The sequence below is a fragment of the Listeria sp. MAN/IMW/UF464 genome, assembly GCF_058683955.1.
Genome location: NZ_JBZWZP010000004.1, coordinates 155,887 through 182,648, shown reverse-complemented (window position 1 = coordinate 182,648; position 26,762 = coordinate 155,887). Strand labels below are relative to the sequence as shown.

The following is a 26,762-nucleotide window of genomic DNA, read 5'->3' as shown; positions in this document are numbered from 1 at the left end:
AATGGATAATGAAAAAGTATTACATGCTTCAGGAAAGAAGGGTACATTTGTGACGAATAAATTGATTATACAAGGTGGCAAAAAATTAGCCGGAACTTTGCAAGTAGACGGTGCAAAAAATAGCGCAGTTGCCTTGATTCCAGCTGCAATTTTAGCGGAATCTGAAGTAGTTTTAGAAGGTTTACCAGATATTTCAGATGTTTATACACTTTATGATATTTTAGAAGAACTTGGCGGCAGTGTCCGTTATGATAATAAAACAGCGGTAATTGATCCAGCAGATATGATTTCTATGCCACTTCCAACAGGAAATGTGAAGAAATTGCGTGCGTCTTATTACTTAATGGGAGCAATGCTAGGTCGGTTTAAAAAAGCAGTTATCGGGCTTCCAGGTGGCTGTTATTTAGGTCCGCGTCCAATTGATCAACACATTAAAGGTTTTGAAGCATTAGGCGCAAAAGTAACGAATGAACAAGGGGCTATTTATTTGCGGGCCGATGAATTAAAAGGAGCTCGTATTTATTTAGACGTTGTAAGTGTAGGTGCGACTATAAATATTATGTTAGCAGCTGTTCGCGCAAAAGGAAAAACAATTATTGAGAACGCTGCAAAAGAACCAGAAATTATTGATGTTGCAACGCTTCTTTCCAATATGGGAGCGATTATTAAAGGTGCTGGGACAGACACTATTCGAATCACTGGTGTGGAGCATCTTCATGGCTGTCATCATACAATTATCCCTGACCGAATTGAAGCAGGAACTTTTATGGTACTTGCCGCAGCATCGGGGAAAGGCGTACGAATTGAGAATGTTATCCCAACTCATTTAGAAGGAATTATCGCAAAAATGACAGAGATGGGAATTCCGATGGATATTGAAGAAGACGCTATTTTTGTTGGGGAAGTAGAAAAAATCAAAAAAGTAGATATTAAAACATATGCGTATCCAGGTTTTCCGACTGACTTGCAACAACCGTTAACCGCACTTTTAACCCGTGCAGAAGGTAGCAGCGTTGTTACCGACACGATTTACCCGAGCCGTTTTAAGCATATAGCTGAGATTGAGCGAATGGGCGGGAAGTTCAAGTTAGAAGGTCGATCGGCGGTTGTAAGTGGGCCTGTTAAACTCCAAGGTTCTAAAGTTACAGCAACTGATTTACGTGCCGGAGCTGCTCTAGTTATTGCGGGGCTTTTGGCGGAAGGAACAACAGAAATTCATGGTGTTGAACATATAGAACGCGGTTATAGTAAAATTATCGAAAAGCTTTCTGCAATTGGCGCTGATATCACTCGTAGCACTGCAGCAGAAACTAAATTATAAAAAAAGAGAGGCTGAGCGAATCAGTTCGCTTCAGCCTTCCCTCGATTTCACCTCATTTTCCACTTATTCCTAAAAACTTATAAAATATTATTAACTCAAAAAGGTGGTACACATATGGCAAAACTGTCCATTGCATACTTAGAAAGTTTAACAATAAAAGATATTTACGCTTTGGCAAAAGAACATAAAATCGCATATTATAGCAAACTAACAAAAAGAGAACTTATTTTTGCTTTACTAAAATCAAATGCCGAAAAAGAAGGTTTCTTTTTTATGGAAGGCGTTTTAGAGATTATTCCAAATGAAGGTTTTGGTTTTTTACGGCCAATTAATTATTCTTCTAGTTCGGAAGATATTTATATTTCGGCTTCTCAAATTAGACGTTTTGAATTAAGGACTGGGGATAAGGTTTCTGGAAAAGTACGTCCTCCGAAAGAAAATGAACGCTATTTTGGCTTGCTACATGTGGAAGCAGTTAACGGTGAAAATCCGGAAGTAGCCAAAGAAAGAGTGCATTTTCCAGGACTTACTCCGCTTTATCCTGATCGTCAAATTCATTTGGAAACTGGAAAAATGCCAATTTCGACGCGGACAATTGATTTGATTTCGCCAATTGGTTTTGGACAACGTGGGCTGATTGTAGCGCCACCAAAAGCAGGTAAGACTGTTTTATTAAAAGAAATTGCGAATGCGATTACAACTAATCATCCTGAGTCTGAACTGATCGTTTTACTAATAGATGAACGACCTGAAGAAGTAACTGATATTGAACGCTCTGTAAAAGCGGATGTTGTTAGCTCTACCTTTGATGAAGTTCCAGAAAATCATATTAAAGTAGCAGAATTAGTACTGGAACGTGCGATGCGTTTAGTAGAACAAAAACGAGATGTTGTTATTTTAATGGATAGTATTACTCGATTAGCAAGAGCCTATAACCTTGTCATTCCGCCAAGTGGTCGTACACTTTCTGGTGGTATTGATCCAGCTGCTTTCCATCGTCCTAAACGCTTCTTTGGTGCAGCACGTAATATTGAGGAAGGCGGAAGTTTGACTATCCTTGCAACAGCACTAGTTGATACCGGTTCACGAATGGATGATGTTATTTACGAGGAATTCAAAGGTACTGGTAACATGGAATTACATCTTGACCGACAACTTGCTGAGCGCCGCGTCTTTCCTGCCATCGATATGCGCCGTTCTGGAACAAGAAAAGAAGAATTGCTATTATCTAAAGAACGCTTAGAACAACTTTGGAAAATTCGGAAGGCAATGCCAAAACAAAGCGATGGACTTGATATTTCAGAACGCTTTGTCAGATACCTGAAAAAAACCGAAAACAATGAAGCGTTTTATGAATTATTACAAGAGGAAATGTTTAAAAAATAAACCAAATACCTTACTAAGAAAGAAGTTATTTTATGAGTAAAATAAGACAATTATTAAACAAAATACCGTGGTATACCGATCAGATACATAGTATTTTGATGTACTTAATTATGGGCGGTTTTGCAACAGTTATTAATATCGTGACATTTTGGTTATGTACGTATATCTTGAACTGGGATTATCGTATTGCAAACACAATCGCTTTTATCGCGTCTGTACTTTTTGCCTACTTTTCTAATAAAAAATTTGTTTTTGAAAGTTATACGCCTACTTGGAAAGATCGTCTTCGTGAAGCGAGTTCATTTTTTGGTTTTCGGTGTTTAACTTATATAATAGATATTTTAGTCATGATTCTTTTAATCAGTTATCTATCTGTAGACGAATTATGGGCGAAAATTTGGACCAATATTATTGTGCTTGTACTGAACTATGTGTTTAGCAAATGGATAATCTTTAAAGTGCAAAAATAATCTTGCTTGTTTGCTTCAACATTGTTATAATATTTATACTGTGTGTAAAAGCACTTAATTACTCTGTTTCAGATGATTCAGGGCGAAGGAGTTGAAAAGAAATGAAAACTGGAATTCATCCTGAGTACCGTCCAGTGGTATTTGTTGATACTAGTACTGATTTCAAATTTTTGTCAGGTTCTACTAAGAGCTCAAGCGAAACAATTAAATGGGAAGATGGCAACGAGTATCCATTACTTCGTGTCGAAATCTCTTCTGATTCGCACCCGTTCTATACTGGTAAACAAAAACATGCGACTGCAGACGGCCGTGTGGACCGCTTCAACAAAAAATACGGTCTCAAATAAGACTGTATGTAACGAACGAAATAATTTGCGCACTCAGCTTTTGCTGGGTGTGTTTTTTTTATGGAATTATTTCCTGAGTGAGACTACTAAAAATAAAAACTTTTCCTTCAAGGGTTTACTTTTCCCTGTGAAGTTGCGTATAATATCACTAATTACTTTTTTTATGAGTAGGTAATAAAAAAGTTAAATTTTCTGTTTTGTTAAACAATAATAAGGAGGTTTTCAAGTGGAAGCAAAGTTACAAGTAGGTGTGTTAGGATTTGGAACGGTAGGTAGCGGTGTTATTCATATTTTAGAAGAGCATCAAGAAAAAATTAGTCAAGTAACTGGCTATCATATTTCTGTAAAGAAAGTGCTAGTTCGTGACTTAGAGAAAAATCGCCGTTATGAAACAAAAGGTTTTGAACTAACCACCAATCCGTCTGATGTACTGGATGATCCAGAAATTGCTGTTGTTGTCGAGGTTATGGGCAGCATCACAACTGCGCGGGAATACATTTTGCAGGCCTTGAAAGCTGGAAAGCATGTTGTAACTGCGAATAAGGATTTGATTGCGCTACACGGCGACGAATTGGTGGCAGTTGCACAAGCTAATAACTGTGATTTGTTTTATGAAGCAAGCGTTGCAGGTGGAATTCCAATTTTACGTACAATCGTAAATAGCCTTGCAGCTGATAAAATTCAAAAAGTAATGGGAATCGTCAACGGGACGACCAATTTCATGCTAACAAAAATGACGACAGAGAAAAAGTCATATGAAGAAGTTTTAGCAGAAGCCCAAGCATTAGGTTTTGCAGAATCCGATCCAACAAATGATGTGGACGGCATTGATGCAGCGAGAAAAATGGTTATTATGACAAGACTTGCATTTGGTATGAATGTGAATTTAGATAATGTAGAAACTAGTGGTATCCGCGGAATTTCTCCAGAAGATATTGAAGTGGCATATCAATTAGGCTATAAAATTAAACTAGTAGGTACAGCAGAAGAAACAAATGGAACAGTTAATGTAAATGTCGGACCAGTGTTACTACCAAAAGCACATCCGCTTGCAGGCGTTAACTATGAAAATAATGCTGTATTTGTAACAGGTGCAGCCGTTGGGGAAACCATGTTTTATGGTCCCGGAGCTGGCGAATTACCAACAGCAACCAGTGTTGTTAGTGATTTAATTACCGTCGCAAAAAACAGCCGTCTAGGTACAAACGGCAATGCTTTCAATAGTTATAAACACGAAACGAAACATACGCCGAAAGAACAAGTTTTCTCAAAATATTATCTACGTCTAACAATGGATGATAAAACAGGAACTTTCCTTAAGTTAACACAAATTTTTGCAGAAGCAGGCGTCGGTTTTGATAAAATTTTACAACAACCATATGATGATTTTACAGCGACAGTTGTTATCGTCACACACTCAACAAGTCAAGCGCAATTAGAACAAGCTATTACTAGAGTGAAAAATGAGCCAGAAATGCAAATGCTCGCAAAATATTCCGTTGTGGAGGGTTAATTATGTATAAAGGTTTACTAGAAAAATATAAAGAATATCTACCAGTAACTGAAAAAACGCCAATGATCTCACTTGCGGAAGGAAACACACCACTTATCCCATTACCAAACTTATCAAAAGAACTTGGAGTAACTTTATATGGAAAATATGAAGGGTTAAATCCAACTGGTTCTTTTAAAGACCGCGGAATGGTTATGGCTGTGGCTAAAGCGAAAGAAGAAGGTGCGGAAGCGGTTATTTGTGCATCGACTGGGAATACTTCAGCAGCGGCTGCGGCATATGCAACACGTGCGGGATTAAAAGCATATATTGTTATTCCAGAAGGTAAAGTTGCTTTAGGAAAATTAGCACAAGCAGTCATGTATGGCGCTGACATTATCTCGATTCAAGGTAATTTTGATGAAGCTTTAAAATCTGTTCGTGAACTTGCTGAAACAGAAGCAGTAACGCTTGTAAACTCAGTAAATCCTTATCGTTTAGAAGGACAAAAAACAGCTGCATTCGAAATCTGTGAGCAATTAGGTTCTGCTCCAGATGTTCTTGCAATTCCAGTCGGTAACGCCGGAAATATTTCTGCATACTGGAAAGGTTTTAAAGAGTGGAATGAGGCCAAAGCTTCTGGACTTCCACGGATGCATGGATTTGAAGCAGAAGGAGCGGCTGCAATTGTCCAAGGGAAACCGATTGATAACCCGGAAACAATTGCAACAGCGATTCGTATCGGAAATCCAGCTAGTTGGGAGCTTGCAGAAGCAGCTCGCGACGAATCTGGCGGATATATCCATTCTGTAACAGATGATGAAATTGTTAATGCTTATAAAAAAATTGCAGCACAAGATGGTGTCTTCATCGAGCCTGGCTCTGCTGCATCACTAGCTGGAGTTATTCAACATGTGGCGAATGGAACAATTAAACAAGGGGAAAAAGTCGTTTGTGTCTTTACTGGAAATGGCTTAAAAGATCCAGATACAGCAATGAGCGTACATGAAATTCCGATTTCCCATGTAGATGATATTGAAGCAATGCGTACACATTTACGTTCAGGAGTGAAAGCTTAATGCGTATTCGTGTCCCGGCAACAACGGCTAATCTTGGGCCTGGTTTTGATTCGTGTGGTTTAGCATTAACGTTATATCTTACTTTAGACATTGGCGAAAAAGCGGATTCTTGGTATATCGAACATAATATTGGCGGCGGGATTCCGCATGATGAAACCAATGTGATTATCGAAACTGCCTTAAATCTAGCGCCGAATTTAACGCCGCACCATTTAGTGATGACATGTGATATTCCGCCCGCTCGTGGACTTGGTAGTAGTTCGGCAGCAGTTGTTGCGGGAATTGAATTAGCCAATACACTTGCTGAACTTAACCTTTCAAAAGAGGAAAAAGTCCGGATAGCTGCTGAAATAGAAGGTCATCCTGATAATGTAGCGCCAGCTGTTCTTGGAAACTGGGTAGTTGGAGCAAAATTGGACGGAGAAGATTTCTACGTACGTCATTTATTTCCCGATTGTGCTTTAATTGCTTTTATTCCAAAAGCAGAACTGTTAACTTCGGAAAGTCGCGGCGTTCTTCCTGAAACACTTCCTTTCAAAGAAGCGGTCAAAGCAAGTAGTATTGCGAACGTTATGATTGCAGCTATACTACGCAATGATATGACTCTTGCTGGAGAAATGATGGAACGCGATTTATGGCATGAAAAATACCGTAGTAAATTAGTGCCACATTTAACACAAATTCGAGAAGTTGCTAAAAACAATGGTGCTTATGCTGCTTGTTTAAGTGGCGCTGGCCCAACTGTCTTAGTATTTGCTCCGCGAGACGTTGCAGATACGCTTCAAACATCTTTACAAACACTTGAAATTGATGCAGACGTTCTTCTTCTTGATGTTGAAGGAAGCGGCGCAGAAGTTTTTCGTTAAAATCAAGCTATGTCCACTTGCGGCATAGCTTTTTTCATGAAGACAAAACTATATGTCCCAATTTGTACGGCTCTATGATAAAATAGGAAAAGAGTTTATAAAGTTAAAGGGAGCGGTCTTAATGGCACAGTTATTTTTCCGTTATGGTTCCATGAATAGTGGGAAAACCATTGAAATTCTAAAAGTCGCACATAATTATGAAGAACAAAATAAAACAGTCGCTATCTTTACTTCAGGTATTGATGATAGAGACCAAGTAGGTTTCATTTCAAGTCGAATTGGACTGAAACGAGAAGCAACCCCTATTTTTAGTGACACAAATATTTTTGAAATCGTAGCGAATATTAAACCGAAACCAAATTGTGTTCTTTTAGATGAATCCCAATTTCTAGAAAAAGAACATGTTTTTCAATTAGCAAAAATAGTGGATGACTTAAATATCCCAGTAATTGCTTACGGTCTGAAAAATGATTTTAGAAATGAATTATTTGAAGGCTCGAAATACCTGCTGCTATACGCGGATAAATTAGAAGAAATGAAAACAATTTGCTGGTTTTGTGCAAAAAAAGCAACGATGGTTCTACGCGTGGATGACAAAGGAAAACCAGTTTATACAGGCGAACAAATTATGATTGGCGGAAATGACCACTATTATCCAGTGTGTCGCAAATGCCATGCCAATCCACCAATAAAATAAGGTAAAGAGGTGTTGAAATACAATGTATGATCGATTACAGGCGGTGGAAGACCGTTACGATGAATTAAATGAATTATTAAGCGATCCAGATGTAGTATCTGATCCAAAACGACTACGCGACCTTTCCAAAGAACAGTCAGGAATCACAGCAACAGTCGAAACCTACCGTGAATACAAAAACGTGAATGAACAAATTGATGAAACAAGAGAACTTCTAGGAGAAAAATTAGACGATGAAATGCGAGAAATGGCAAAAGAAGAATTCGCGGAACTTCAAAAAGAAAAAGCTGAACTAGAAGAACGCCTAAAACTATTACTCGTTCCAAAAGATCCTAACGATGATAAAAACGTTATTTTAGAAATTCGCGGGGCAGCTGGTGGAGATGAAGCAGCTTTATTTGCAGGCGATTTATTCCGGATGTATAGCAAGTACGCTGAATCTCGTGGTTGGAAAGTCGAAATCATGGACGCTAACCCAACTGGTATTGGCGGTTACAAAGAAATTATTGCGATGATGAACGGCAATGATGCTTTTTCTCGCATGAAATATGAAAATGGGGCTCACCGTGTTCAACGTGTTCCAGAAACCGAATCTGGTGGCCGAATTCATACTTCCACAGCGACAGTAGCCATTTTGCCAGAAGCGGAAGAAGTGGAGATTGAGCTACACGACAAAGATATTCGCACAGATACATTTGCTTCTACTGGTGCAGGTGGTCAAAGTGTCAATACGACGATGTCAGCAGTCCGACTAACCCATATTCCAACCGGGATTGTTGTTTCGATGCAAGATGAACGTTCCCAGTTAAAAAACAAAGATAAAGCGATGAAAGTATTGCGCGCACGTGTTTACGATAAATTTGAACGTGAAGCTCGCGAAGAATATGATGCAAACCGTAAATCGGCTGTAGGAACTGGTGACCGTTCAGAGCGAATCCGTACTTACAATTATCCGCAAAACCGCGTAACCGATCACCGTATTGGCTTGACTATCCAAAAACTAGATCAAATTATGGAAGGTAAACTCGATGAAATCATTGACGCGCTTATCCTAGAAGATCAAACAAGTAAATTGGAGCATTTAAATGACGCAAATTAATCAATTGCTAAAAAATGCAGAAGCCATCCTTCTTGAAAAAGGATTGGATCAAAATGCAGCGGAAATTTTACTAGAAACGAGAATGGGACTTACGCGTTCTGAACTTTGGATGGAAATGAGCCGCGAACTTGAACCGAATCACGAAAAACAGTTTCAAGAGGACTTTGCAAGATATTTAGCGGGAGAACCGGTTCAATATATTTTGAAGACAGCGCCTTTTTATGGATATGATTTTTTAGTAACAGAAGATGTGCTAATTCCACGACCTGAAACAGAGGAACTTGTAGCCACAGCAGAAGCTTTTTTGAAACAACATCCGCTTAGGAGTTTGCTTGATGTTTGTACTGGAAGCGGGATTATTGCCATTGCGCTAAAAAAAGCATTTCCGGATATGACAGTGACAGCTTCGGATATATCGGCCGCAGCACTTGCGATTGCTAAAAAAAATTCTTTATTACTAAATGCCGATGTGCGTTTTGTAGAAACTGATTTACTCGAATCCTTCAAACAAAATAACGAGCGATTTGATATGATTGTTGCTAATCCTCCATATATTTCTGAAGCCGAAAAAGCAGAAATGTCGGATTATGTCTTAAAAAATGAGCCATCGATTGCTTTATTTGCCGAAAATGATGGGCTAGCAATTTATGAACGTTTTGTGGATAACTTAAAATATGTGCTGAATCCGTCCTTTTGGGTGGGTGTGGAGATAGGTTATACACAAGGTGAACGAGTAAAACAACTATTTGAAAAAAGTTATCCACACGCAACGGTCCTTATCCACAAAGATATTAATTCAAAAGATCGTTACGTAACATGCTCTAATATACTGGTATGAAGACGTTTCTGTAAAAGGGACGTCTTTTTTTAATGAAAGTTATCCACAAAACTGTGGATAAAATGTTGTGCAAAAAAATATTTTAATCAAATCTTAATAAAGAAAATGGCTTTTTTACTTAGTTTTAAGAATTATCCACATTTCACAAGAAGTTATCCCCATTGACAAAGTTATTATCCACAGTTTGGGGATAACTCGTGTTCAAAACTTAGCATTTTCCAAAATAAAAAACAATACTGTAAAAATAGCTTAGAAAACGTTAAAATATAATAGAAGTTATGTAAAGGGGACTGGAAATCATGCAAACCATCCATTGGAAAATAAATAAGCAACAATCAAATAATTTAATCTATCAAAAAGCAGCAGAACTACTTCAAAATGGAGAATGTGTGGCTTTTCCGACCGAAACTGTTTATGGGCTGGGAGCAGACGCGACAAATCAAGCTGCCATTCAAAAAATATACGCAGCAAAAGGGCGTCCGTCAGATAACCCGTTAATCGTCCATATTGCTAAGCGTGAACAAATGGATCAATTTATCGCGAGTTATCCCCCAAAAGCGCTCCAACTAATGGAAGCATTTTGGCCAGGTCCGCTAACGGTTATTCTCCCTTTAAAAAAAGACAGTCTAGCAGCTAACGTTTCTGCTGGCTTATCCACAGTGGGCGTCCGCATGCCGGAACATCCAGTAAGCCTAGAATTAATAGCAACAGCGAATATTCCTATAGCAGCCCCGAGCGCCAATCGTTCCGGAAAACCAAGCCCAACCACAGCCGAACATGTAATAGAAGATTTAGACGGAGAAATTGCCGGTATTATTGACGGCGGTCCTACGGGTGTTGGTTTAGAATCAACCGTGATAGATTGCTCACTTGATGTACCCATTATTTTGCGTCCAGGTGGCATTACTATAGAACAAATCGAGCAAGTTATCGGAACAGTTGATTTATCGACCAATAGCACGACAGAAACAGAAAAACCAAAAGCGCCAGGCATGAAATACACTCATTACGCGCCAAAAGCACCAGTTTATCTTGTAGAAGGTTCTAGCCAATTTTGGCAGAGTGAAATTAATAAAGTGGAAATCGCGGGGAAAAAACTGGGTATTTTAGCTACAAAAGAATTGACGAGCAAATTGGCTACAAGTGCGGTCATTCAATCAACCGGCAGCATTAAAGCAATGGGTGAGATAGCTACTAGTCTTTACAAAGGCTTACGGGCTTTTGACCATGCTGATGTTGATATTATTTTTGCCGAAGTCTATCCAGAAACAGAACTCGGAGCAGCGATTATGAACCGATTAGAAAAAGCTGCTGGGAATAGGAGGATTAGCGAATGAATATTTTATTTGTCTGTACGGGAAATACTTGTCGAAGTCCTTTAGCCGAAAAAATTTTACAAAATATGCGACCTGATTTAGAAGTTCGTTCAGCAGGGACTCGCGCATTAGACGGTGACACTATATCGGAAAACTCCCGCGAGATACTTCTGCAAATGAATTTACCAGGGGAACATACCGCGAAGAAAATTACAGAAGCTGATATTGACTGGGCTGACGAGATTTATGTAATGACCAAAAATCACCAAGCTGAGCTAAAAAGTATTTTTCCGGCCGCGAGTAACAAAATCCAATTGATTTCTGAAGATGGAACCGATATTCCAGACCCGTACGGAGGACCAATTGAACAATATGAAATTACCTATTACGAACTAAAAAGTGCAATTTCCGAACGTTTTCAATAAGTGAAGCGCTTCACTATCGGAAATTGCGTTTTTTTGCTCCAAAATACTTGCTTTTCTACCCGATTTAAGTAATTATTAAAGATAATACATAACAGTTCACTTGAAAAATTTATCAGAAAAGGATGGGGTCCACAGATGGTCTATTTACAAAAGCAAGATAAGGAAGTTTTTGATGCAATTAAGTTAGAACTTGGTAGACAACGCGCGAATATCGAATTAATCGCATCTGAGAATTTTGTTAGTGAGCAAGTAATGGAAGCAATGGGTTCTGTATTAACGAATAAATATGCAGAAGGTTACCCTGGAAAACGTTACTACGGCGGATGTGAATTCGTGGATATTGTGGAAGATTTAGCACGCGACCGGGCGAAAAAATTATTTGGCGCTGAATATGCGAATGTTCAACCACACTCAGGTGCTCAAGCGAACATGGCAGTTTATCATACTGTGCTTGAACCGGGCGATACAGTGCTTGGTATGAACCTTTCACATGGTGGCCATTTAACACATGGTAGTCCAGTGAACTTTAGTGGTGTTTTATACAATTTTGTTGAATACGGCGTTCGTGAAGATACGAAGGAAATTGACTATGAAATCGTTCGTGAAGCAGCATTAAAACATAAACCAAAAATGATTGTAGCAGGTGCAAGTGCTTACCCACGTAAAATTGATTTTGCTAAATTCCGTGAAATTGCTGATGAAGTTGGCGCATACTTAATGGTTGATATGGCGCATATTGCTGGTCTTGTTGCAGCAGGTTTACATCAAAATCCAGTTCCTTATGCTGATTTTACAACTACAACCACTCATAAAACCCTTCGTGGACCTCGTGGCGGAATGATTTTAGCAAAAGCTGAATGGGAACAAAAATTAAATAAATCGATTTTCCCAGGAATTCAAGGTGGACCATTAATGCACGTAATCGCAGCGAAAGCAGTGGCATTTGGTGAAGCATTACAACCTGAATTCACTGCGTACTGTGAACAAATCATTCGCAACTCTAAAAAATTAGCAGAAACACTTCAAGCTAATGATGTTGCTGTTTTAACAGGCGGTTCGGATAATCATTTACTATTAATTGATTTAAAACCACTTGGCTTAACAGGAAAAGCTGCTGAAAAAGTATTAGATGAGGTTGGTATTACCGTGAATAAAAATACCATTCCATTTGAAACAGAAAGCCCATTTGTAACGAGCGGTATCCGTGTAGGAGTTGCGGCAGTTACAACACGTGGTTTCGATGAAGTAGCTATTGAAAAAGTGGGAGTACTTATTTCTGAAGTGCTGCACAACTTAGAAAATGAAGAAGTTTTAGCAGATGTGAAAGCTCGTGTAGCTACTTTAACAAATGAATATCCGCTTTATCCAAGTTTATAAAATAAGTGAGCCGGTTTTTTCTGAATTTTAGAGAAATCCGGTTTTTTTCATGTATAGCAAATTAATCCTTGCACTTGTGTCTTGTTCTGATACAATAAGAGAAGGAAATTTTCAATATCAAAGGAGCGAACTAATCGATGGCAAACGTACACGTAATTAATCACCCTTTAGTACAACACAAATTAACAATTATTCGAGATAAAAATACGGGAACAAAAGCATTCCGCGAACTTGTAGATGAAGTCGCTACATTAATGGCGTACGAAATTACACGTGATATGGAACTTGAAGACATCCAAGTTGAAACACCACTACAAACAACAACTGCAAAAACACTTACAGGTAAAAAATTAGGTGTAGTGCCAATTTTAAGAGCTGGTCTTGGTATGCAAGATGGCATTTTAAAACTTATCCCTGCTGCTAAAGTAGGCCATGTAGGTCTTTACCGTGATCATGATACACTTGAACCAGTAGAATATTTTGTAAAACTACCTTCTGATGTGGAAGAACGTCTTTTCATCGTTGTAGACCCAATGCTTGCAACTGGTGGATCCGCAATTATGGCTATCGATTGCTTGAAAAAACGCGGCGCTCGCAACATGAAATTCATGTGTCTAGTAGCAGCTCCTGAAGGCGTTAAAGCTCTTCAAGAAGCACATCCTGATGTAGAAATCTATGTGGCTGGCTTAGACGAGAAGCTAGACGAAAATGGTTATATCCGTCCAGGCTTAGGAGATGCTGGCGATAGATTATTCGGAACTAAATAATTAACAATCTCCTCGGTTTAGTGAGATAAGGAATTATAAACAGTGCTGCTTTTTGGCAGACTGGAAAATTTTTTGTCGAGCTATTTCTGAGGAGTTTTTTTATAAGGAGGTTCGCAATTGGCTAAAATCAAAGTAATGAGCATCTTTGGAACAAGACCAGAGGCAATCAAGATGGCGCCGCTCGTTTTGGCATTAGAAAAAGAATCAGAAACGTTTGAGTCAACGGTAGTTATTACCGCGCAACACCGTGAAATGTTGGATCAAGTCTTAGAAATTTTTGATATAAAACCTGATATTGACTTAGATATAATGAAAAAAGGACAAACCTTAGCTGATATAACTTCACGCGTAATGAACGGAATTAATGAGGTTATTGCTAAGGAAAATCCTGATATTGTCCTAGTTCACGGTGATACGACTACAAGTTTTGCCGCCGGACTAGCTACTTTTTATCAACAAAAAAAGCTTGGACATGTCGAAGCGGGACTTAGAACTTGGAATAAATATTCACCATTCCCAGAAGAAATGAATCGTCAATTAACTGGAGTAATGGCGGATATGCATTTTTCTCCAACGAAACAAGCTAAAGAAAACCTGCTTGCGGAAGGGAAAAATCCAGCTACTATTTTTGTAACAGGAAATACTGCCATTGATGCCCTTAAAACAACTGTTCAAGAGGATTATCATCATCCTATTTTAGAGAATCTTGGTGATAATCGCTTAATACTGATGACTGCTCACCGGAGAGAAAATCTGGGAGAACCTATGCAAGGTATGTTTGAAGCGGTTCGCGAAATCGTTGAGAGTCGTGAGGACGTGGAACTTGTTTACCCGATGCATTTGAATCCAGCTGTTAGGGAAAAAGCAATGAGTATTTTAGGTGGCCATGATCGCATTCATTTGATTGAACCACTGGATGCTATTGACTTTCATAATTTCTTACGCAAATCTTATCTTGTTTTTACTGATTCAGGTGGCGTACAAGAAGAAGCGCCGGGCATGGGAGTACCTGTTTTAGTTTTACGAGACACAACAGAACGCCCAGAAGGCATCGAAGCAGGCACGTTAAAACTAATTGGGACGAGTAAAGAAAATCTCATAAAAGAAGCATTAGAATTACTTGATAATAAAGAAAGCCATGATAAAATGGCGAAAGCGGCCAATCCATATGGTGATGGACTTGCTGCAAATAGAATTTTAGAAGCAATCAAAAGTCAGTTTAATGGAACGAAGCGACCAGAAGATTTTATCGTGTAAAACACAGTGGAAAACTAGGCGTTAAAAGTCTAGTTTTCCTCTTTTTTTAGAATGAAAGCGCCTTATTGTTACAGATATGTTACACGCTCGATTTTCACTAGTTCTTTTATGTTACATGTGATAAGATGGTCAATGTTATTAATATAAGAGCCCAAAAAATAGCTTGTTTTTAGCATAGGGATAGAAGACTGCGCTCAGTATTCACTACAATCCCGCCGACGCTAGTTTTCGCGTTGACTGAATTGGAATTTATACGGGCACTCTATATCAAAATGCAACTCATGATAAGTGAGTCCGGCTGTTTTTTCCGTTCTTTTTCTTGGGAAAAGAACTTTCGGTCGCGAAATTTGCGAATAATCGTATCGAATTCTTTTACCAATAATGGTAGAAGTTTTTTTATTTGTACGAAAGAGAGTTTTTGTCGCCTTTTTTGTGAAATATCACACGAACAGGAGGCAAGTTTTCCATCGATTACGGAGGTGTTGGTTGCTGTTAAATGGACAAAGATAATTCTGGCGTGGCAATCTAAGAAACGACTAGATTTTGAAATCAAAAAAATCTCAGAAATAATGGGCTATTCTTTTATGGATAGGGTCAATTGTGGTACTATTAGTAATAGATGTACGCACAATTTGTGAAAGTGTATTGACTTTTCTCTTTTGGCTGTTGTATGCTAAGAACTGACACGCTGATAAGGCTTTCATGTGTGTTTGGGATTGGGATGAATTGGGGAAAATGTGCTTGTTTTCACAAACCAAACTTACTCCCTGAGATTTCAAAATGGTCATCTGGAAAGAAAAATCTTTTGAAAAAGAAAGGATTGCGCCCCGAATGTTAGAATCGCTAATTGGCATGTATCATCGTCATCAAAAGTATATGGTTCTTTTTATTGCTGTTTGTCTTTGTGGATGGTTTTTAACCCCTTACATACATATTTTCTTGGGACTTAAATTGGGTTTAATCGTCGGCTGGTTTAACTACTGGTTATTAATGAGGCGTACACAATCAATGACTAGAGCTTTGGCTGAAAATCGTTCTTTTTATGGTATGGGAATGCCATTTAGAATGGGGAGCGTGTTATTTGCTACTATTATAGCGACGCAACTGCCGGAATATTTTCATGTTTATAGCATGGTAATCGGACTTGGGCTTGCATATGCAATTATTTTTCTGGATTTTTTTGTGTATTCCATGTACCGCAGAAAAAAGTTTTTAAAAAGAGAGGGGTGAACCTAATTGGAAGAGGAATTTCCAACGATAAGCCTATTAGGGATCGACTTTAATCTATCTAATATTTTGATGATTACTGTGACTTGTGTCATCGTTCTTCTAATAGCCATTATCTGTACCAGAAATCTGCAACGCCGACCTACCGGAAAGCAGAACTTCATTGAATGGGTTATGGATTTTGTCAGAGGTATTATTAATAGTAATATGGATTGGAAAACCGGTGGGAGATTCCATGTGCTTGGTATTACGCTACTAATGTTTATTTTCGTAGCTAATATGCTAGGACTGCCATTTCAAATCGCGATTAACGATGAAGTATGGTGGCGTTCACCTACAGCGGATCCAATTGTCACATTAACACTTGCGATAATGGTTCTTGGCTTAACGCATTACTATGGTATTAAAATGCGTGGTTTCAAGCACTATTTTGTTGGTACTTACTTTAGTCCAATGAAATTTTTATTCCCACTTAAATTAGTAGAAGAATTTGCTAATACTTTAACGCTTGGTTTACGTCTTTACGGTAATATTTTTGCCGGCGAAGTTTTGTTAACCATCATTGCAACACAACTTGCTCATATGAACATATTTGTAGGTGTGCTAGCAATAATTCCTGCGTTACTATGGCAAGGATTCTCAATTTTCATTGGGGCAATTCAAGCGTACATTTTCACTATGCTGACCATGGTTTACATGTCGCATAAGGTAAGTGACGAACATTAAACTAACTTTCAAATAAGTCATTTATAAAAGTAATAAAAAATAATATTTAGAAAAATTAGGAGGATAATTATATGTCTTTAGGTGTTATTGCAGCTGCTATTGCTGTTGGATTAGGTGCATTAGGTGCGGGTATTGGTAACGGTCTTATCGTATCAAAAACTGTCGAGGGTGTTGCGCGTCAACCAGAAGCGCGTTCTATGCTACAAACAATCATGTTCATTGGTATCGGTCTTGTTGAGGCCCTTCCTATCATCGCTGTAGTTATTGCGTTCATGGTTCTTAATAAATAATTTGAAGGAAGTTGAGGAAATAAAACCTCATCTCTTTCGTTTTGAACGAATAATTCAAGCGAATGTATAGAAAGGAGTGAAACTGGCGTGTTACAACCACATTTAGTAATTGGTTCCGCATTTACGTTTGGTGATGCATTCTTCACACTTTTTGCTTTCGCGATTTTGCTAGTTTTAATCCGAATTTATGCTTGGAAACCTCTTATGGGAGTTATGAAAGAGCGTGAAGAGCATATTGGTTCTGAAATTGATGCGGCTGAAGAAAGCCGTGCTCAAGCAGAACAACTACTTGCCGAACAAAAAAGTGTTTTACAACAAGCTCGTGTTGAATCTCAAACAATGATTGAGAATGCAAAACAGCTTGGTGAAAAAGAACGCGAAGAAATTGTCAAAACTGCTAGACGTGAATCAGAACGTATAAAAGAAGAAGCAAAAGCCGATATTGCACGTGAAAAAGAAGATGCTATTTCTGCTCTTCGTGAACAAGTCGGTTCCTTATCTGTTCTTATTGCATCGAAAGTCATCGAAAAAAATCTGGATGAAAAAGAACAATCTAACCTTATCCAAGATTATATCGAAAGGCTAGGGGATGACAAATGAGTAAAGATTTGGAAGTTGCAGGTCGCTATGCCAATGCGCTTTTTCAAGTAGCTCAAGATAAAGATTTAGTCGACGTTTTTTCAGAAGAACTAACTGAATTAAAAGCGGCATTAAATGCAAATAAAGATTTTGTAAAACTACTTGAAAATCCTACTTTCACGACCGAGCAAAAGAAAAATCTTGCCAGCGCTGTTTTTGAAAAAATCAATCCGACATTAAGAGATTTTATTTATCTTTTAATTGACCGTAGCAGAGAAGATTATCTTTCTGTTATTGCGGACGTTTACCAAAAACGCGTAAACGACTTGCGCGGAGTTGCGGATGCAGATGTTTATTCTGTTGTACCGCTTTCTGAACAAGAACTTACGGCGCTCTCGAGAGTATTTGCTGCAAAAATGAACAAAACAAAATTAAACATTCAAAATCACATTGATAAATCCCTTCTTGGTGGAGTCAAAGTGGTTATTGGAACCCGTATATATGATGACAGTCTAAAAACGAAATTAAAGGACATGGAACGGCAAATTAAAGCCTAGTTTCCGTTTAACGAGGGGTGAAATCAATGAGCATTAAGGCTGAAGAGATCAGCTCAATCATAAAACAGCAGATTGAAAATTATCAATCTGAACTAAAAGTGAGTGATGTTGGTACGGTTACCTACATTGGTGACGGTATTGCGCGTGCTCATGGACTCGATAATGCAATGGCTGGTGAATTGTTAGAGTTCTCAAATGGTGTAATGGGTATGGCCCAAAACTTAGAAACAAATGATGTTGGTATCATTATTCTAGGTCCTTACACTGAAATCCGTGAAGGCGATGAAGTTCGCCGTACCGGTAAAATCATGGAAGTTCCTGTTGGCGAAGCGCTTATTGGGCGTGTAGTTAACTCATTAGGTCAACCAGTTGATGGTTTAGGACCTATTGAAACAACTGGAACTCGTCCGATTGAAGCAGTAGCACCTGGTGTTATGCAACGTCAATCGGTAAACGAACCATTACAAACAGGTATTAAAGCAATTGATGCACTTGTTCCTATTGGTCGTGGTCAACGTGAGTTAATCATTGGTGACCGCCAAACTGGTAAAACATCTGTAGCAATTGATACTATTCTAAACCAAGCTGACCAAGACATGATTTGTATTTATGTTGCCATCGGTCAAAAAGAATCTACTGTTCGTAATGCCGTAGAAACATTACGTCATCACGGCGCATTAGATTACACAATCGTCGTAACTGCAGCAGCATCTCAACCAGCGCCACTTCTTTATTTGGCACCTTATGCTGGTGTTGCTATGGCTGAAGAATTCATGTACAGCGGTAAACACGTTTTAGTTGTATATGATGACTTATCCAAACAAGCAGCTGCTTATCGTGAGCTGTCTCTATTACTTCGTCGTCCTCCAGGTCGTGAAGCTTATCCAGGGGATGTTTTCTACTTACACTCCCGTTTACTTGAACGTGCTGCAAAATTAAATGATAGCTTAGGTGGCGGATCCATTACGGCTCTTCCATTCGTAGAAACACAAGCCGGAGACATTTCCGCTTATATTCCTACAAACGTTATCTCAATTACTGACGGACAAATCTTCTTGCAATCTGATTTATTCTTCTCCGGAGTACGTCCAGCGATCAACGCCGGACTTTCTGTATCCCGTGTAGGTGGATCAGCGCAAATTAAAGCAATGAAAACTGTTGCCGGAACACTTCGTCTAGACCTTGCCGCTTACCGTGAGCTAGAATCTTTCTCACAATTCGGTTCTGACTTAGACGCAGCTACTCGTGCGAAACTAGAACGTGGTAAACGTACAGTAGAAGTTCTAAAACAAGATTTGCACAAACCTTTGAAAGTTGAAAAACAAGTATTGATTCTTTATGCACTTGTTCATAAATATCTGGATGATGTACCAGTTCATGATGTTCTGCGTTTTGAGTCCGAAATGAATACATGGTTTGATCATAATCACCCAGAGCTTTTGGAAGAAATTCGTACAACGAAAAAACTTCCTGACGAAGCGAAACTTGAAGCAGCATTAAAAGAATTTAAAAATACATTTGTTCCTTCTGAAGAAAAATAATTTAGACTCGGAATAAATTCAAAGGTGGTGAAAATCTTTGGCATCTTTAATCGATATTAAACAACGAATAACTTCTACGCGTAAAACAAGTCAAATTACAAAAGCAATGCAAATGGTATCAGCAGCAAAACTAGGTCGTGCAGAATCAAACGCTCGTTCATATGAGCCTTACGTTTCTAAAATTAAAGACGTAGTAACACATGTTGCTAGCACTGGTAACAGCAGCGACCATCCAATGCTTGTATCTAGACCTGTTCACCGTACTGGTTATATCGTACTTACTTCTGATACTGGACTTGCAGGTTCTTACAACAGTTCCGTAATCAAAGAAGTATTTCAAGAAATTAATAAAAAGCATACGTCAAGTGATGAATATGCAATAATCACTGTAGGTAGATCTGCTCGTGACTTCTTCAAAGCGCGCCAAATGAACGTGGTTTTAGAAGTACAAGGTATTACAGATCACCCGATATTTGCGGAAATTAAAGATATTGCTAGTAACACAGTTCAAATGTTTGAAGATGGTGTTTATGACGAGGTTTTCATTTATTATAATCACCATATCAATTCTATTTCTAGTGAACTGAGAAAAGAGCAACTATTGCCACTGACGGAATTTCACGAAAAAGGTAAAGAAACGGATGTAGATTTAACTACTTACGAATTTGAGCCTTCCGAACAAGAAATCCTGGAAGTATTATTACCGCAATATGTGGAAAGCCTAATTTTCGGAGCACTTCTGGATGCCAAAGCCGCTGAACATGCTGCTCGTATGACTGCCATGAGAAGCGCGACAGATAATGCATCCGATTTAATCAGTGACTTATCACTACAATATAACCGTGCTCGCCAAGCTGCGATCACGCAAGAAATTACCGAAATCGTCGGAGGAGCAGCCGCGCTCGAATAGAAGTCGGCGTTTCTTGTAACGTCCCAATAAATGGGAAGGTAAGTGAGGAGGAATAATTGCATGTCTAAAGGACAAGTAATCCAAGTTATGGGTCCGGTTGTAGACGTTAAATTTGAAGGTGGAAACTTACCTGAAATCTACAACGCCCTAGTTATTGAATATAAATCTGATGCAGAAGAAGCACCAACTAGCCAACTTACTTTAGAAGTAGCCATCCAATTAGGTGATGACGTTGTGCGTACAATCGCAATGGCATCAACAGATGGTGTTCAAAGAGGTATGGAAGTTATTGATACTGGGAGCCCAATTACCGTTCCAGTTGGTACAGTAACTCTTGGTCGTGTATTTAATGTATTAGGAAACACCATCGATTTGGACGAACCACTTCCAAGCGATATTAAACGTAATAAAATTCACCGCGAAGCACCAACTTTCGATCAATTAGCAACAACAACAGAAATTCTTGAAACAGGAATTAAAGTAGTTGACTTGCTAGCTCCATACTTAAAAGGTGGTAAAATCGGACTGTTCGGTGGTGCCGGTGTAGGTAAAACCGTTCTAATTCAAGAGCTTATCCATAATATCGCACAAGAACACGGTGGTATTTCAGTGTTCGCAGGCGTTGGAGAGCGTACTCGTGAAGGGAACGACCTTTACTTTGAAATGAAAGATTCTGGTGTTATTGAAAAAACAGCGATGGTATTCGGTCAAATGAACGAGCCACCAGGTGCGCGTATGCGTGTAGCCTTAACAGGTTTAACAATTGCTGAATATTTCCGTGATGAAGAGCACCAAGATGTACTTTTATTCATTGATAACATTTTCCGTTTCACACAAGCTGGTTCAGAGGTTTCGGCTTTACTAGGTCGTATGCCATCTGCGGTAGGTTACCAACCAACCCTAGCTACTGAAATGGGTCAATTACAAGAACGTATTACATCTACTAACGTTGGATCCGTTACTTCTATCCAAGCGATTTATGTGCCAGCCGATGACTATACTGACCCGGCTCCGGCTACAACTTTCGCCCATTTAGATGCAACAACTAACTTGGAACGTAAATTAACAGAACAAGGTATTTATCCAGCGGTAGATCCACTTGCTTCTACATCTCGTGCTCTTTCTCCTGATATCGTAGGGGAAGAACACTATGAAGTAGCAACGGAAGTACAACGTTTATTACAAAGATATAAAGAACTTCAAGACATTATCGCTATCCTTGGTATGGATGAGTTATCTGATGAAGATAAACAATCTGTTTCTCGTGCGCGTCGTGTACAATTCTTCTTATCTCAAAATTTCCACGTTGCAGAACAATTTACAGGCCAAAAAGGTTCTTATGTCCCTGTTAAAGAAACAGTTAAAGGATTCAAAGACTTATTAGCCGGAAAATACGACCATATTCCTGAAGATGCATTCCGTTCAGTTGGACGCATTGAGGATGTTCTTGAAAAAGCAAAAGATATGGGCGTTGAAGTCTGATAAAAACAGGAGGAAATACGTATGGGTTCATTAAATGTTAGTATTGTTACTCCAGACGGCCCTGTTTATGAAGGCGTTGCTCAAATGGTTATTGCTAGAACAAAAGCAGGTGAACTCGGTATTTTACCTGGCCATGTTCCACTAGTTGCTCCACTTAAAATCGACATTGTTCGTTTAAAAGTTGAGTCTGGTGAGGAATGGGTCGCTGTAAATGGTGGCTTTATGGAAGTAAACGGTGAAGAAGTTAACATTCTCGCGGATACTGCTGAACGCGAACAAGATATTGATATTGATCGCGCTGAAAAAGCAAAACAACGTGCAGAAGAAGAACTTAGCCGAGCAAAAGAACAAAAAGTGGATGAAGTAATGGCTCAACTAGCACTACAAAGAGCTATCAACCGAATTCACGCGAAAGAACACAATTAATAATAATTTAGCTTCCTGGTTTTTAGCCAGGAAGTTTTTTTATATAACCATAAGTGCATTAACTGTTTTTTCCTCCCTGTATTTGTTAAAATGAGTAGTAGCAAAAAATGAGGAGCGAACACATGTATAATATTATTATGGAATCACCATATGTCATCATCATTTCACATTTACTATTTATCGTTATTACTTTTTGGTCCTTGCAAGCAATCAACTACGAAAAATTCATTAAGAAAAATCATGTAACGCAAGCTAGACTACTATTTGTGATTATTTCGATTGTGCTCGGTTATACATTAAGTAACTTTTTCTTAGACTACTTAGCGGCATCTAAGCAGTTAATTAATTTTTTTGGCTAGAAAAAGTACTATTGTAGTAAAAATTTAATATAAGCTTATAACAAGTTTAATATTAGGTTAAAATCAGTTGATATTTTAGGGTGATAAGTGGTAGAATTACTAAGATATGTTTTAATTTTAAATTTCGATTAATAAAATTCGATAAATGATTTAGTTATTAGTAACGCGGAGGGGTTCTTTTTGGAAAAAATTATTGTACGCGGTGGAAAACAGTTAAATGGTTCTGTAAAAATGGAAGGTGCCAAAAATGCTGTATTACCGGTAATAGCTGCTACATTACTTGCGAGTAAAGGTACTAGCGTATTAAAAAATGTCCCAAATTTGTCTGATGTATTCACAATTAATGAGGTACTTAAATATTTAAATGCTGATGTTTCTTTTGTAAATGATGAAGTAACAGTTGATGCAACAGGAGAAATCACTTCTGATGCACCTTTTGAGTATGTTCGAAAAATGCGTGCTTCTATTGTTGTCATGGGACCACTATTAGCTCGTACTGGTTCAGCTCGTGTAGCTTTGCCAGGTGGATGTGCAATCGGCTCAAGACCAGTAGATTTACATTTAAAAGGCTTTGAAGCAATGGGCGCAATTGTAAAAATCGAAAATGGTTATATTGAAGCTACTGCTGAAAAATTAGTAGGGGCTAAAGTATACTTAGATTTCCCAAGTGTTGGAGCAACTCAAAATATTATGATGGCTGCTACATTAGCTGAAGGAACAACAGTGATTGAGAATGTTGCTCGCGAACCTGAAATTGTAGATTTAGCGAATTTCCTTAACCAAATGGGTGCCAGAGTTATTGGAGCAGGAACTGAAGTAATTAGAATTGAAGGAGTTAAAGAATTAACTGCTACTGAACATTCTATTATTCCTGACCGTATTGAAGCTGGTACGTTTATGATTGCTGCAGCGATTACAGGAGGAAATGTTTTAATTGAAGATGCAGTTCCTGAACATATTAGTTCATTAATCGCTAAATTAGAGGAAATGGGCGTTCAAATTATTGAAGAAGAAAATGGCATTCGTGTCATTGGACCAGATAAATTGAAAGCAGTGGATGTTAAAACAATGCCACATCCTGGTTTCCCAACTGATATGCAATCACAAATGATGGTTATTCAAATGCTAAGTGAAGGCACAAGCATTATGACAGAAACTGTTTTTGAAAATCGCTTCATGCACGTTGAAGAAATGCGTCGAATGAATGCAGATATGAAAATTGAAGGACATTCTGTTATTATTTCCGGTCCAGCAAAACTACAAGGAGCTGAAGTTGCGGCGACTGATTTACGTGCAGCAGCAGCACTTATTCTTGCAGGTCTTGTTGCGGATGGTTATACACAAGTAACGGAACTTAAATACTTAGACCGTGGCTATAATAATTTCCACGGAAAACTTCAAGCGCTTGGTGCAGATGTAGAACGTGTAGATGATTCTAAAATCGATGTAACGAATTTAGCTTCTCTATTCTAAAATTAAATTTGTTAAAACCGTATCTTTTGGTACGGTTTTTTTTATTATCGTGAAAAAAACCACGTTGTCATGAAATATACATTTCAGCGTAACGTAAATTATGCTATAATTCAGAATGAGATGTAAAATTAGGTGTACACCACGAAAGGAGTTAAAATGTAAATGGCAAAAGATGTTGGTATCGATTTAGGTACAGCTAATGTATTAATTCATGTTAAAGGAAGAGGAATCGTTGTTAATGAACCTTCAGTTGTCGCTATAAACAATAAGACTGGACAAGTTCTAGCAGTTGGAACAGAAGCTAGAGATATGGTTGGTAGAACTCCAGGGGATATTACAGCAATCAAGCCTATGAAAGATGGGGTTATTGCTGATTTTGATATTGTTCAAGAAATGCTACGTTTCTTTATACAAAAGTTGAACCTGAAAACCTTTTTTTCGCGTCCTCGCATTTTAATTTGTTGCCCAACGAATATTACTTCTGTTGAGCAAAAAGCAATTAGAGAAGTTGCTGAAAAAAGTGGTGGAAAACAAGTGTTTCTTGAAGAAGAACCTAAAGTTGCAGCTATTGGTGCTGGCATGGAAATCTTTGAGCCTTCTGGTAATATGATTATTGACATCGGTGGTGGAACTGCGGATGTAGCCGTATTATCTATGGGCGACATCGTAACAAGCCAATCCGTAAAAGTGGCCGGCAATAAATGGGACGCTGATATCTTAAATTATGTTAAAAGAAAGTATAACGTACTTATTGGTGAAAGAACTGCTGAAAATATTAAAGTAACTATTGGAACTGCTTCCCGAGGTACTAAAGAAGAAACTATGGAGATTCGCGGTAGAGACTTAGTAAGTGGCTTACCTAAGACTATCTCCATTACTAGTTCTGAAGTAGAAGAAGCTATTCATGATTCATTGAACTTAATGGTTTTAGCAGCTCGACAAGTTTTAGAGCAAACACCTCCAGAACTTTCAGCAGATATTATTGATAGAGGAATTATTATGACTGGTGGCGGTTCATTATTACATGGTTTAGACGAATTAATGTCTGAACAATTAAAAGTTCCGGTTCTAATTACTGAAAATCCTTTAGATGTTGTAGCTCTCGGTACTGGCATTTTGCTTGAATCACTAACAAATAAAAAACGTGGTCGTATCTAAATTTGAATTTGGGGGATTTATATGTTAGATATTAAGAAAATCAAAGAAATTTTACCTCATCGTTATCCATTTTTATTAGTGGATAGAGTTATTTCTGTTGAAGAAGGAAAAAAAGTAACTGCTATAAAGAATGTAACAGCTAATGAAGAATTCTTTAATGGCCATTTTCCGGAGTATCCTGTAATGCCGGGTGTCCTAATTGTAGAAGCACTTGCTCAAACAAGTGGGATTGCAATGATGCAAAGTGAAGCTAATAAAGGCAAAATTGGTTTGTTTGCGGGAATTGATGGATGTCGCTTTAAACGTCAAGTTGTGCCAGGTGATCAACTCTTACTTGAAGCAGAAATCACTCGAATGAGAGGCGCTATTGCCAAGGCCAAAGTTAAGGCTACAGTAGAAGGCGATTTGGTTTGTGAAGCGGAAATTATGTTCGCTTTATCAGATTTACCACAATAGAAATAATGAGCACTGAAGTCCAAAATGGATTTTGGTGCTTTTTTGATGTTCTCAGAATAGCATGTGCTAAAAAAAGTTGCAATTTAGTAAAATAGTGTTTTGCATTCATTATCTCTCTAGAAAAGTATTATTTTCTTCTAACAGAAAACGGTTTTTTTGTTTCTTTAACCCCCATGAAAATGGAACTTTAGCTATTTTACAAAGAAATTTTTATCAAATATAATCGCTTTACACCAAAAGAAAGAGGCGATTATATGATTAATCAAGTAACTTTAGTAGGACGTTTAACAAAAGAGCCAGAACTGAAATGGACCACAGAAGATAGGGCTGTTTTGAATTTGACAATAGCTTTAAATCGTTTTGGAAAGAATAAGAGAGTCGACAATGATGCAGATTTTATTCAATGCGTTATTTGGGGAAAGCGAGCAGAAGCAACTGCTGAATTTTGTAGTAAAGGACAATTAGTAGGTGTAATCGGAGAACTACAATCTAGACAATATTTGAATAAAGAGGAACAGAAAGTCTATATTACTGAGGTGTTAGTTCACCAAATTAGGTATCTATCAAGTAGAGGTAAAAGCGAAAATGTAGTTAATATCTCTCATGAAGAAGATGAATGATGTAATACTTTGTTATAAAAAGCTAGATTTAACTTATAATTTATAAAAATTTGGTTGAAATAGCGATTAAAAGCGTTGATTTTAGGAGTTGTTTGTAATGGAAAAATTTTCCAATTCTATCTTTTAAATATAAATAGTTTATTTTATGAAGTATTTAATTGGGATATAAAAGAGGCGTGAACTATAACGGCGAGTTATGTTGAAAGAATTTGAGAACCAAT

Annotated in this window: 30 protein-coding genes; all 30 read left to right on the top strand. The window is 38.1% G+C overall.

The window, feature by feature from the left end:
• Positions 1 to 49: 49 nt before the first annotated feature.
• The 30 genes from murA (AC4PG0_RS13475) (at position 50) to AC4PG0_RS13330 (ending at position 26,541) form a co-directional block, all read left to right on the top strand.
• The gene (gene murA / locus AC4PG0_RS13475) at positions 50 to 1,321 is read left to right on the top strand and encodes a UDP-N-acetylglucosamine 1-carboxyvinyltransferase (RefSeq protein WP_010991336.1); all 1,272 of its coding nucleotides are present in this window, start codon (positions 50 to 52) and stop codon (positions 1,319 to 1,321) included.
• Between the two features lie 114 nt (positions 1,322 to 1,435).
• Positions 1,436 to 2,707 carry a transcription termination factor Rho gene (gene rho, locus AC4PG0_RS13470; protein WP_003772265.1) on the top strand — a complete coding sequence of 424 codons (1,272 nt, stop codon included), beginning with the start codon at positions 1,436 to 1,438 and terminating at the stop codon, positions 2,705 to 2,707.
• 32 nt (positions 2,708 to 2,739) lie between these two features.
• Positions 2,740 to 3,177, top strand: coding sequence for a cell wall teichoic acid glycosylation protein GtcA (gene gtcA, locus AC4PG0_RS13465; protein ID WP_003772268.1), 438 nt, complete (start codon positions 2,740 to 2,742; stop codon positions 3,175 to 3,177).
• Positions 3,178 to 3,278: 101 nt separating this feature from the next.
• Complete coding sequence (locus AC4PG0_RS13460; protein ID WP_003726356.1) at positions 3,279 to 3,524, top strand: type B 50S ribosomal protein L31; 246 nt, start codon at positions 3,279 to 3,281, stop codon at positions 3,522 to 3,524.
• A 226-nt stretch (positions 3,525 to 3,750) separates the two neighbouring features.
• On the top strand, positions 3,751 to 5,037 hold the full coding sequence (locus tag AC4PG0_RS13455; RefSeq protein ID WP_003768381.1) for a homoserine dehydrogenase: 1,287 nt from the start codon (positions 3,751 to 3,753) through the stop codon (positions 5,035 to 5,037).
• 2 nt (positions 5,038 to 5,039) lie between these two features.
• Positions 5,040 to 6,095 (top strand): threonine synthase, encoded by a 1,056-nt coding sequence (gene thrC, locus AC4PG0_RS13450; protein WP_003768378.1) that lies wholly within the window; start codon positions 5,040 to 5,042, stop codon positions 6,093 to 6,095.
• A complete protein-coding gene (gene thrB / locus AC4PG0_RS13445; protein WP_003772274.1) occupies positions 6,095 to 6,961 on the top strand; it encodes a homoserine kinase in 867 nt (288 codons plus the stop codon). The genes thrC and thrB overlap by 1 nt, the downstream gene beginning before the upstream one ends.
• Before the next feature lie 121 nt (positions 6,962 to 7,082).
• The gene (locus AC4PG0_RS13440; RefSeq protein WP_003764010.1) at positions 7,083 to 7,658 is read left to right on the top strand and encodes a thymidine kinase; all 576 of its coding nucleotides are present in this window, start codon (positions 7,083 to 7,085) and stop codon (positions 7,656 to 7,658) included.
• Positions 7,659 to 7,680: 22 nt separating this feature from the next.
• A complete protein-coding gene (gene prfA, locus AC4PG0_RS13435) occupies positions 7,681 to 8,757 on the top strand; it encodes a peptide chain release factor 1 (RefSeq protein ID WP_003764009.1) in 1,077 nt (358 codons plus the stop codon).
• On the top strand, positions 8,744 to 9,595 hold the full coding sequence (gene prmC / locus AC4PG0_RS13430; RefSeq protein ID WP_010991332.1) for a peptide chain release factor N(5)-glutamine methyltransferase: 852 nt from the start codon (positions 8,744 to 8,746) through the stop codon (positions 9,593 to 9,595). The genes prfA and prmC overlap by 14 nt, the downstream gene beginning before the upstream one ends.
• Positions 9,596 to 9,894: 299 nt before the next feature.
• Positions 9,895 to 10,932 (top strand): L-threonylcarbamoyladenylate synthase, encoded by a 1,038-nt coding sequence (locus AC4PG0_RS13425; protein WP_194320394.1) that lies wholly within the window; start codon positions 9,895 to 9,897, stop codon positions 10,930 to 10,932.
• Entirely contained in the window at positions 10,929 to 11,336 is a 408-nt protein-coding gene (locus AC4PG0_RS13420; protein ID WP_203574113.1) for a low molecular weight protein arginine phosphatase, read from the top strand. Before AC4PG0_RS13425 ends, AC4PG0_RS13420 begins: the two co-directional genes overlap by 4 nt.
• Positions 11,337 to 11,471: 135 nt before the next feature.
• On the top strand, positions 11,472 to 12,713 hold the full coding sequence (gene glyA, locus AC4PG0_RS13415) for a serine hydroxymethyltransferase (protein WP_003772282.1): 1,242 nt from the start codon (positions 11,472 to 11,474) through the stop codon (positions 12,711 to 12,713).
• Between the two features lie 137 nt (positions 12,714 to 12,850).
• Positions 12,851 to 13,480, top strand: coding sequence for a uracil phosphoribosyltransferase (gene upp / locus AC4PG0_RS13410; RefSeq protein WP_003764001.1), 630 nt, complete (start codon positions 12,851 to 12,853; stop codon positions 13,478 to 13,480).
• Between the two features lie 117 nt (positions 13,481 to 13,597).
• Complete coding sequence (gene wecB / locus AC4PG0_RS13405) at positions 13,598 to 14,737, top strand: non-hydrolyzing UDP-N-acetylglucosamine 2-epimerase (protein ID WP_033838236.1); 1,140 nt, start codon at positions 13,598 to 13,600, stop codon at positions 14,735 to 14,737.
• 470 nt (positions 14,738 to 15,207) lie between these two features.
• The gene (locus AC4PG0_RS13400) at positions 15,208 to 15,375 is read left to right on the top strand and encodes a hypothetical protein (RefSeq protein WP_072218559.1); all 168 of its coding nucleotides are present in this window, start codon (positions 15,208 to 15,210) and stop codon (positions 15,373 to 15,375) included.
• Between the two features lie 193 nt (positions 15,376 to 15,568).
• On the top strand, positions 15,569 to 15,967 hold the full coding sequence (locus AC4PG0_RS13395; RefSeq protein ID WP_003729250.1) for an ATP synthase subunit I: 399 nt from the start codon (positions 15,569 to 15,571) through the stop codon (positions 15,965 to 15,967).
• 6 nt (positions 15,968 to 15,973) lie between these two features.
• On the top strand, positions 15,974 to 16,690 hold the full coding sequence (atpB, locus tag AC4PG0_RS13390) for a F0F1 ATP synthase subunit A (protein ID WP_003723468.1): 717 nt from the start codon (positions 15,974 to 15,976) through the stop codon (positions 16,688 to 16,690).
• Between the two features lie 71 nt (positions 16,691 to 16,761).
• Positions 16,762 to 16,980: a F0F1 ATP synthase subunit C gene (gene atpE, locus AC4PG0_RS13385; protein ID WP_003723467.1), complete on the top strand. Its 219-nt coding sequence runs from the start codon at positions 16,762 to 16,764 to the stop codon at positions 16,978 to 16,980.
• Positions 16,981 to 17,067: 87 nt separating this feature from the next.
• On the top strand, positions 17,068 to 17,580 hold the full coding sequence (atpF, locus tag AC4PG0_RS13380; protein WP_003739784.1) for a F0F1 ATP synthase subunit B: 513 nt from the start codon (positions 17,068 to 17,070) through the stop codon (positions 17,578 to 17,580).
• The gene (locus AC4PG0_RS13375) at positions 17,577 to 18,116 is read left to right on the top strand and encodes a F0F1 ATP synthase subunit delta (protein WP_003772291.1); all 540 of its coding nucleotides are present in this window, start codon (positions 17,577 to 17,579) and stop codon (positions 18,114 to 18,116) included. Before atpF ends, AC4PG0_RS13375 begins: the two co-directional genes overlap by 4 nt.
• A gap of 26 nt (positions 18,117 to 18,142) precedes the next feature.
• Positions 18,143 to 19,657: a F0F1 ATP synthase subunit alpha gene (gene atpA, locus AC4PG0_RS13370; RefSeq protein ID WP_003739782.1), complete on the top strand. Its 1,515-nt coding sequence runs from the start codon at positions 18,143 to 18,145 to the stop codon at positions 19,655 to 19,657.
• A 37-nt stretch (positions 19,658 to 19,694) separates the two neighbouring features.
• A complete protein-coding gene (locus tag AC4PG0_RS13365; RefSeq protein ID WP_003723463.1) occupies positions 19,695 to 20,567 on the top strand; it encodes a F0F1 ATP synthase subunit gamma in 873 nt (290 codons plus the stop codon).
• Positions 20,568 to 20,627: 60 nt separating this feature from the next.
• Positions 20,628 to 22,049 (top strand): F0F1 ATP synthase subunit beta, encoded by a 1,422-nt coding sequence (gene atpD, locus AC4PG0_RS13360; protein WP_003772293.1) that lies wholly within the window; start codon positions 20,628 to 20,630, stop codon positions 22,047 to 22,049.
• A gap of 21 nt (positions 22,050 to 22,070) precedes the next feature.
• Positions 22,071 to 22,475 (top strand): F0F1 ATP synthase subunit epsilon, encoded by a 405-nt coding sequence (locus AC4PG0_RS13355; protein ID WP_003723461.1) that lies wholly within the window; start codon positions 22,071 to 22,073, stop codon positions 22,473 to 22,475.
• A 122-nt stretch (positions 22,476 to 22,597) separates the two neighbouring features.
• The gene (locus AC4PG0_RS13350) at positions 22,598 to 22,834 is read left to right on the top strand and encodes a DUF1146 family protein (RefSeq protein WP_010991327.1); all 237 of its coding nucleotides are present in this window, start codon (positions 22,598 to 22,600) and stop codon (positions 22,832 to 22,834) included.
• Between the two features lie 180 nt (positions 22,835 to 23,014).
• Positions 23,015 to 24,307, top strand: coding sequence for a UDP-N-acetylglucosamine 1-carboxyvinyltransferase (gene murA, locus AC4PG0_RS13345; RefSeq protein WP_003772302.1), 1,293 nt, complete (start codon positions 23,015 to 23,017; stop codon positions 24,305 to 24,307).
• Between the two features lie 162 nt (positions 24,308 to 24,469).
• Positions 24,470 to 25,465 (top strand): rod shape-determining protein MreB, encoded by a 996-nt coding sequence (mreB, locus tag AC4PG0_RS13340; RefSeq protein WP_010991326.1) that lies wholly within the window; start codon positions 24,470 to 24,472, stop codon positions 25,463 to 25,465.
• A 21-nt stretch (positions 25,466 to 25,486) separates the two neighbouring features.
• Positions 25,487 to 25,921, top strand: coding sequence for a 3-hydroxyacyl-ACP dehydratase FabZ (gene fabZ / locus AC4PG0_RS13335; RefSeq protein ID WP_003763977.1), 435 nt, complete (start codon positions 25,487 to 25,489; stop codon positions 25,919 to 25,921).
• Positions 25,922 to 26,175: 254 nt separating this feature from the next.
• Positions 26,176 to 26,541 carry a single-stranded DNA-binding protein gene (locus AC4PG0_RS13330; protein WP_270908543.1) on the top strand — a complete coding sequence of 122 codons (366 nt, stop codon included), beginning with the start codon at positions 26,176 to 26,178 and terminating at the stop codon, positions 26,539 to 26,541.
• Positions 26,542 to 26,762: the final 221 nt, after the last annotated feature.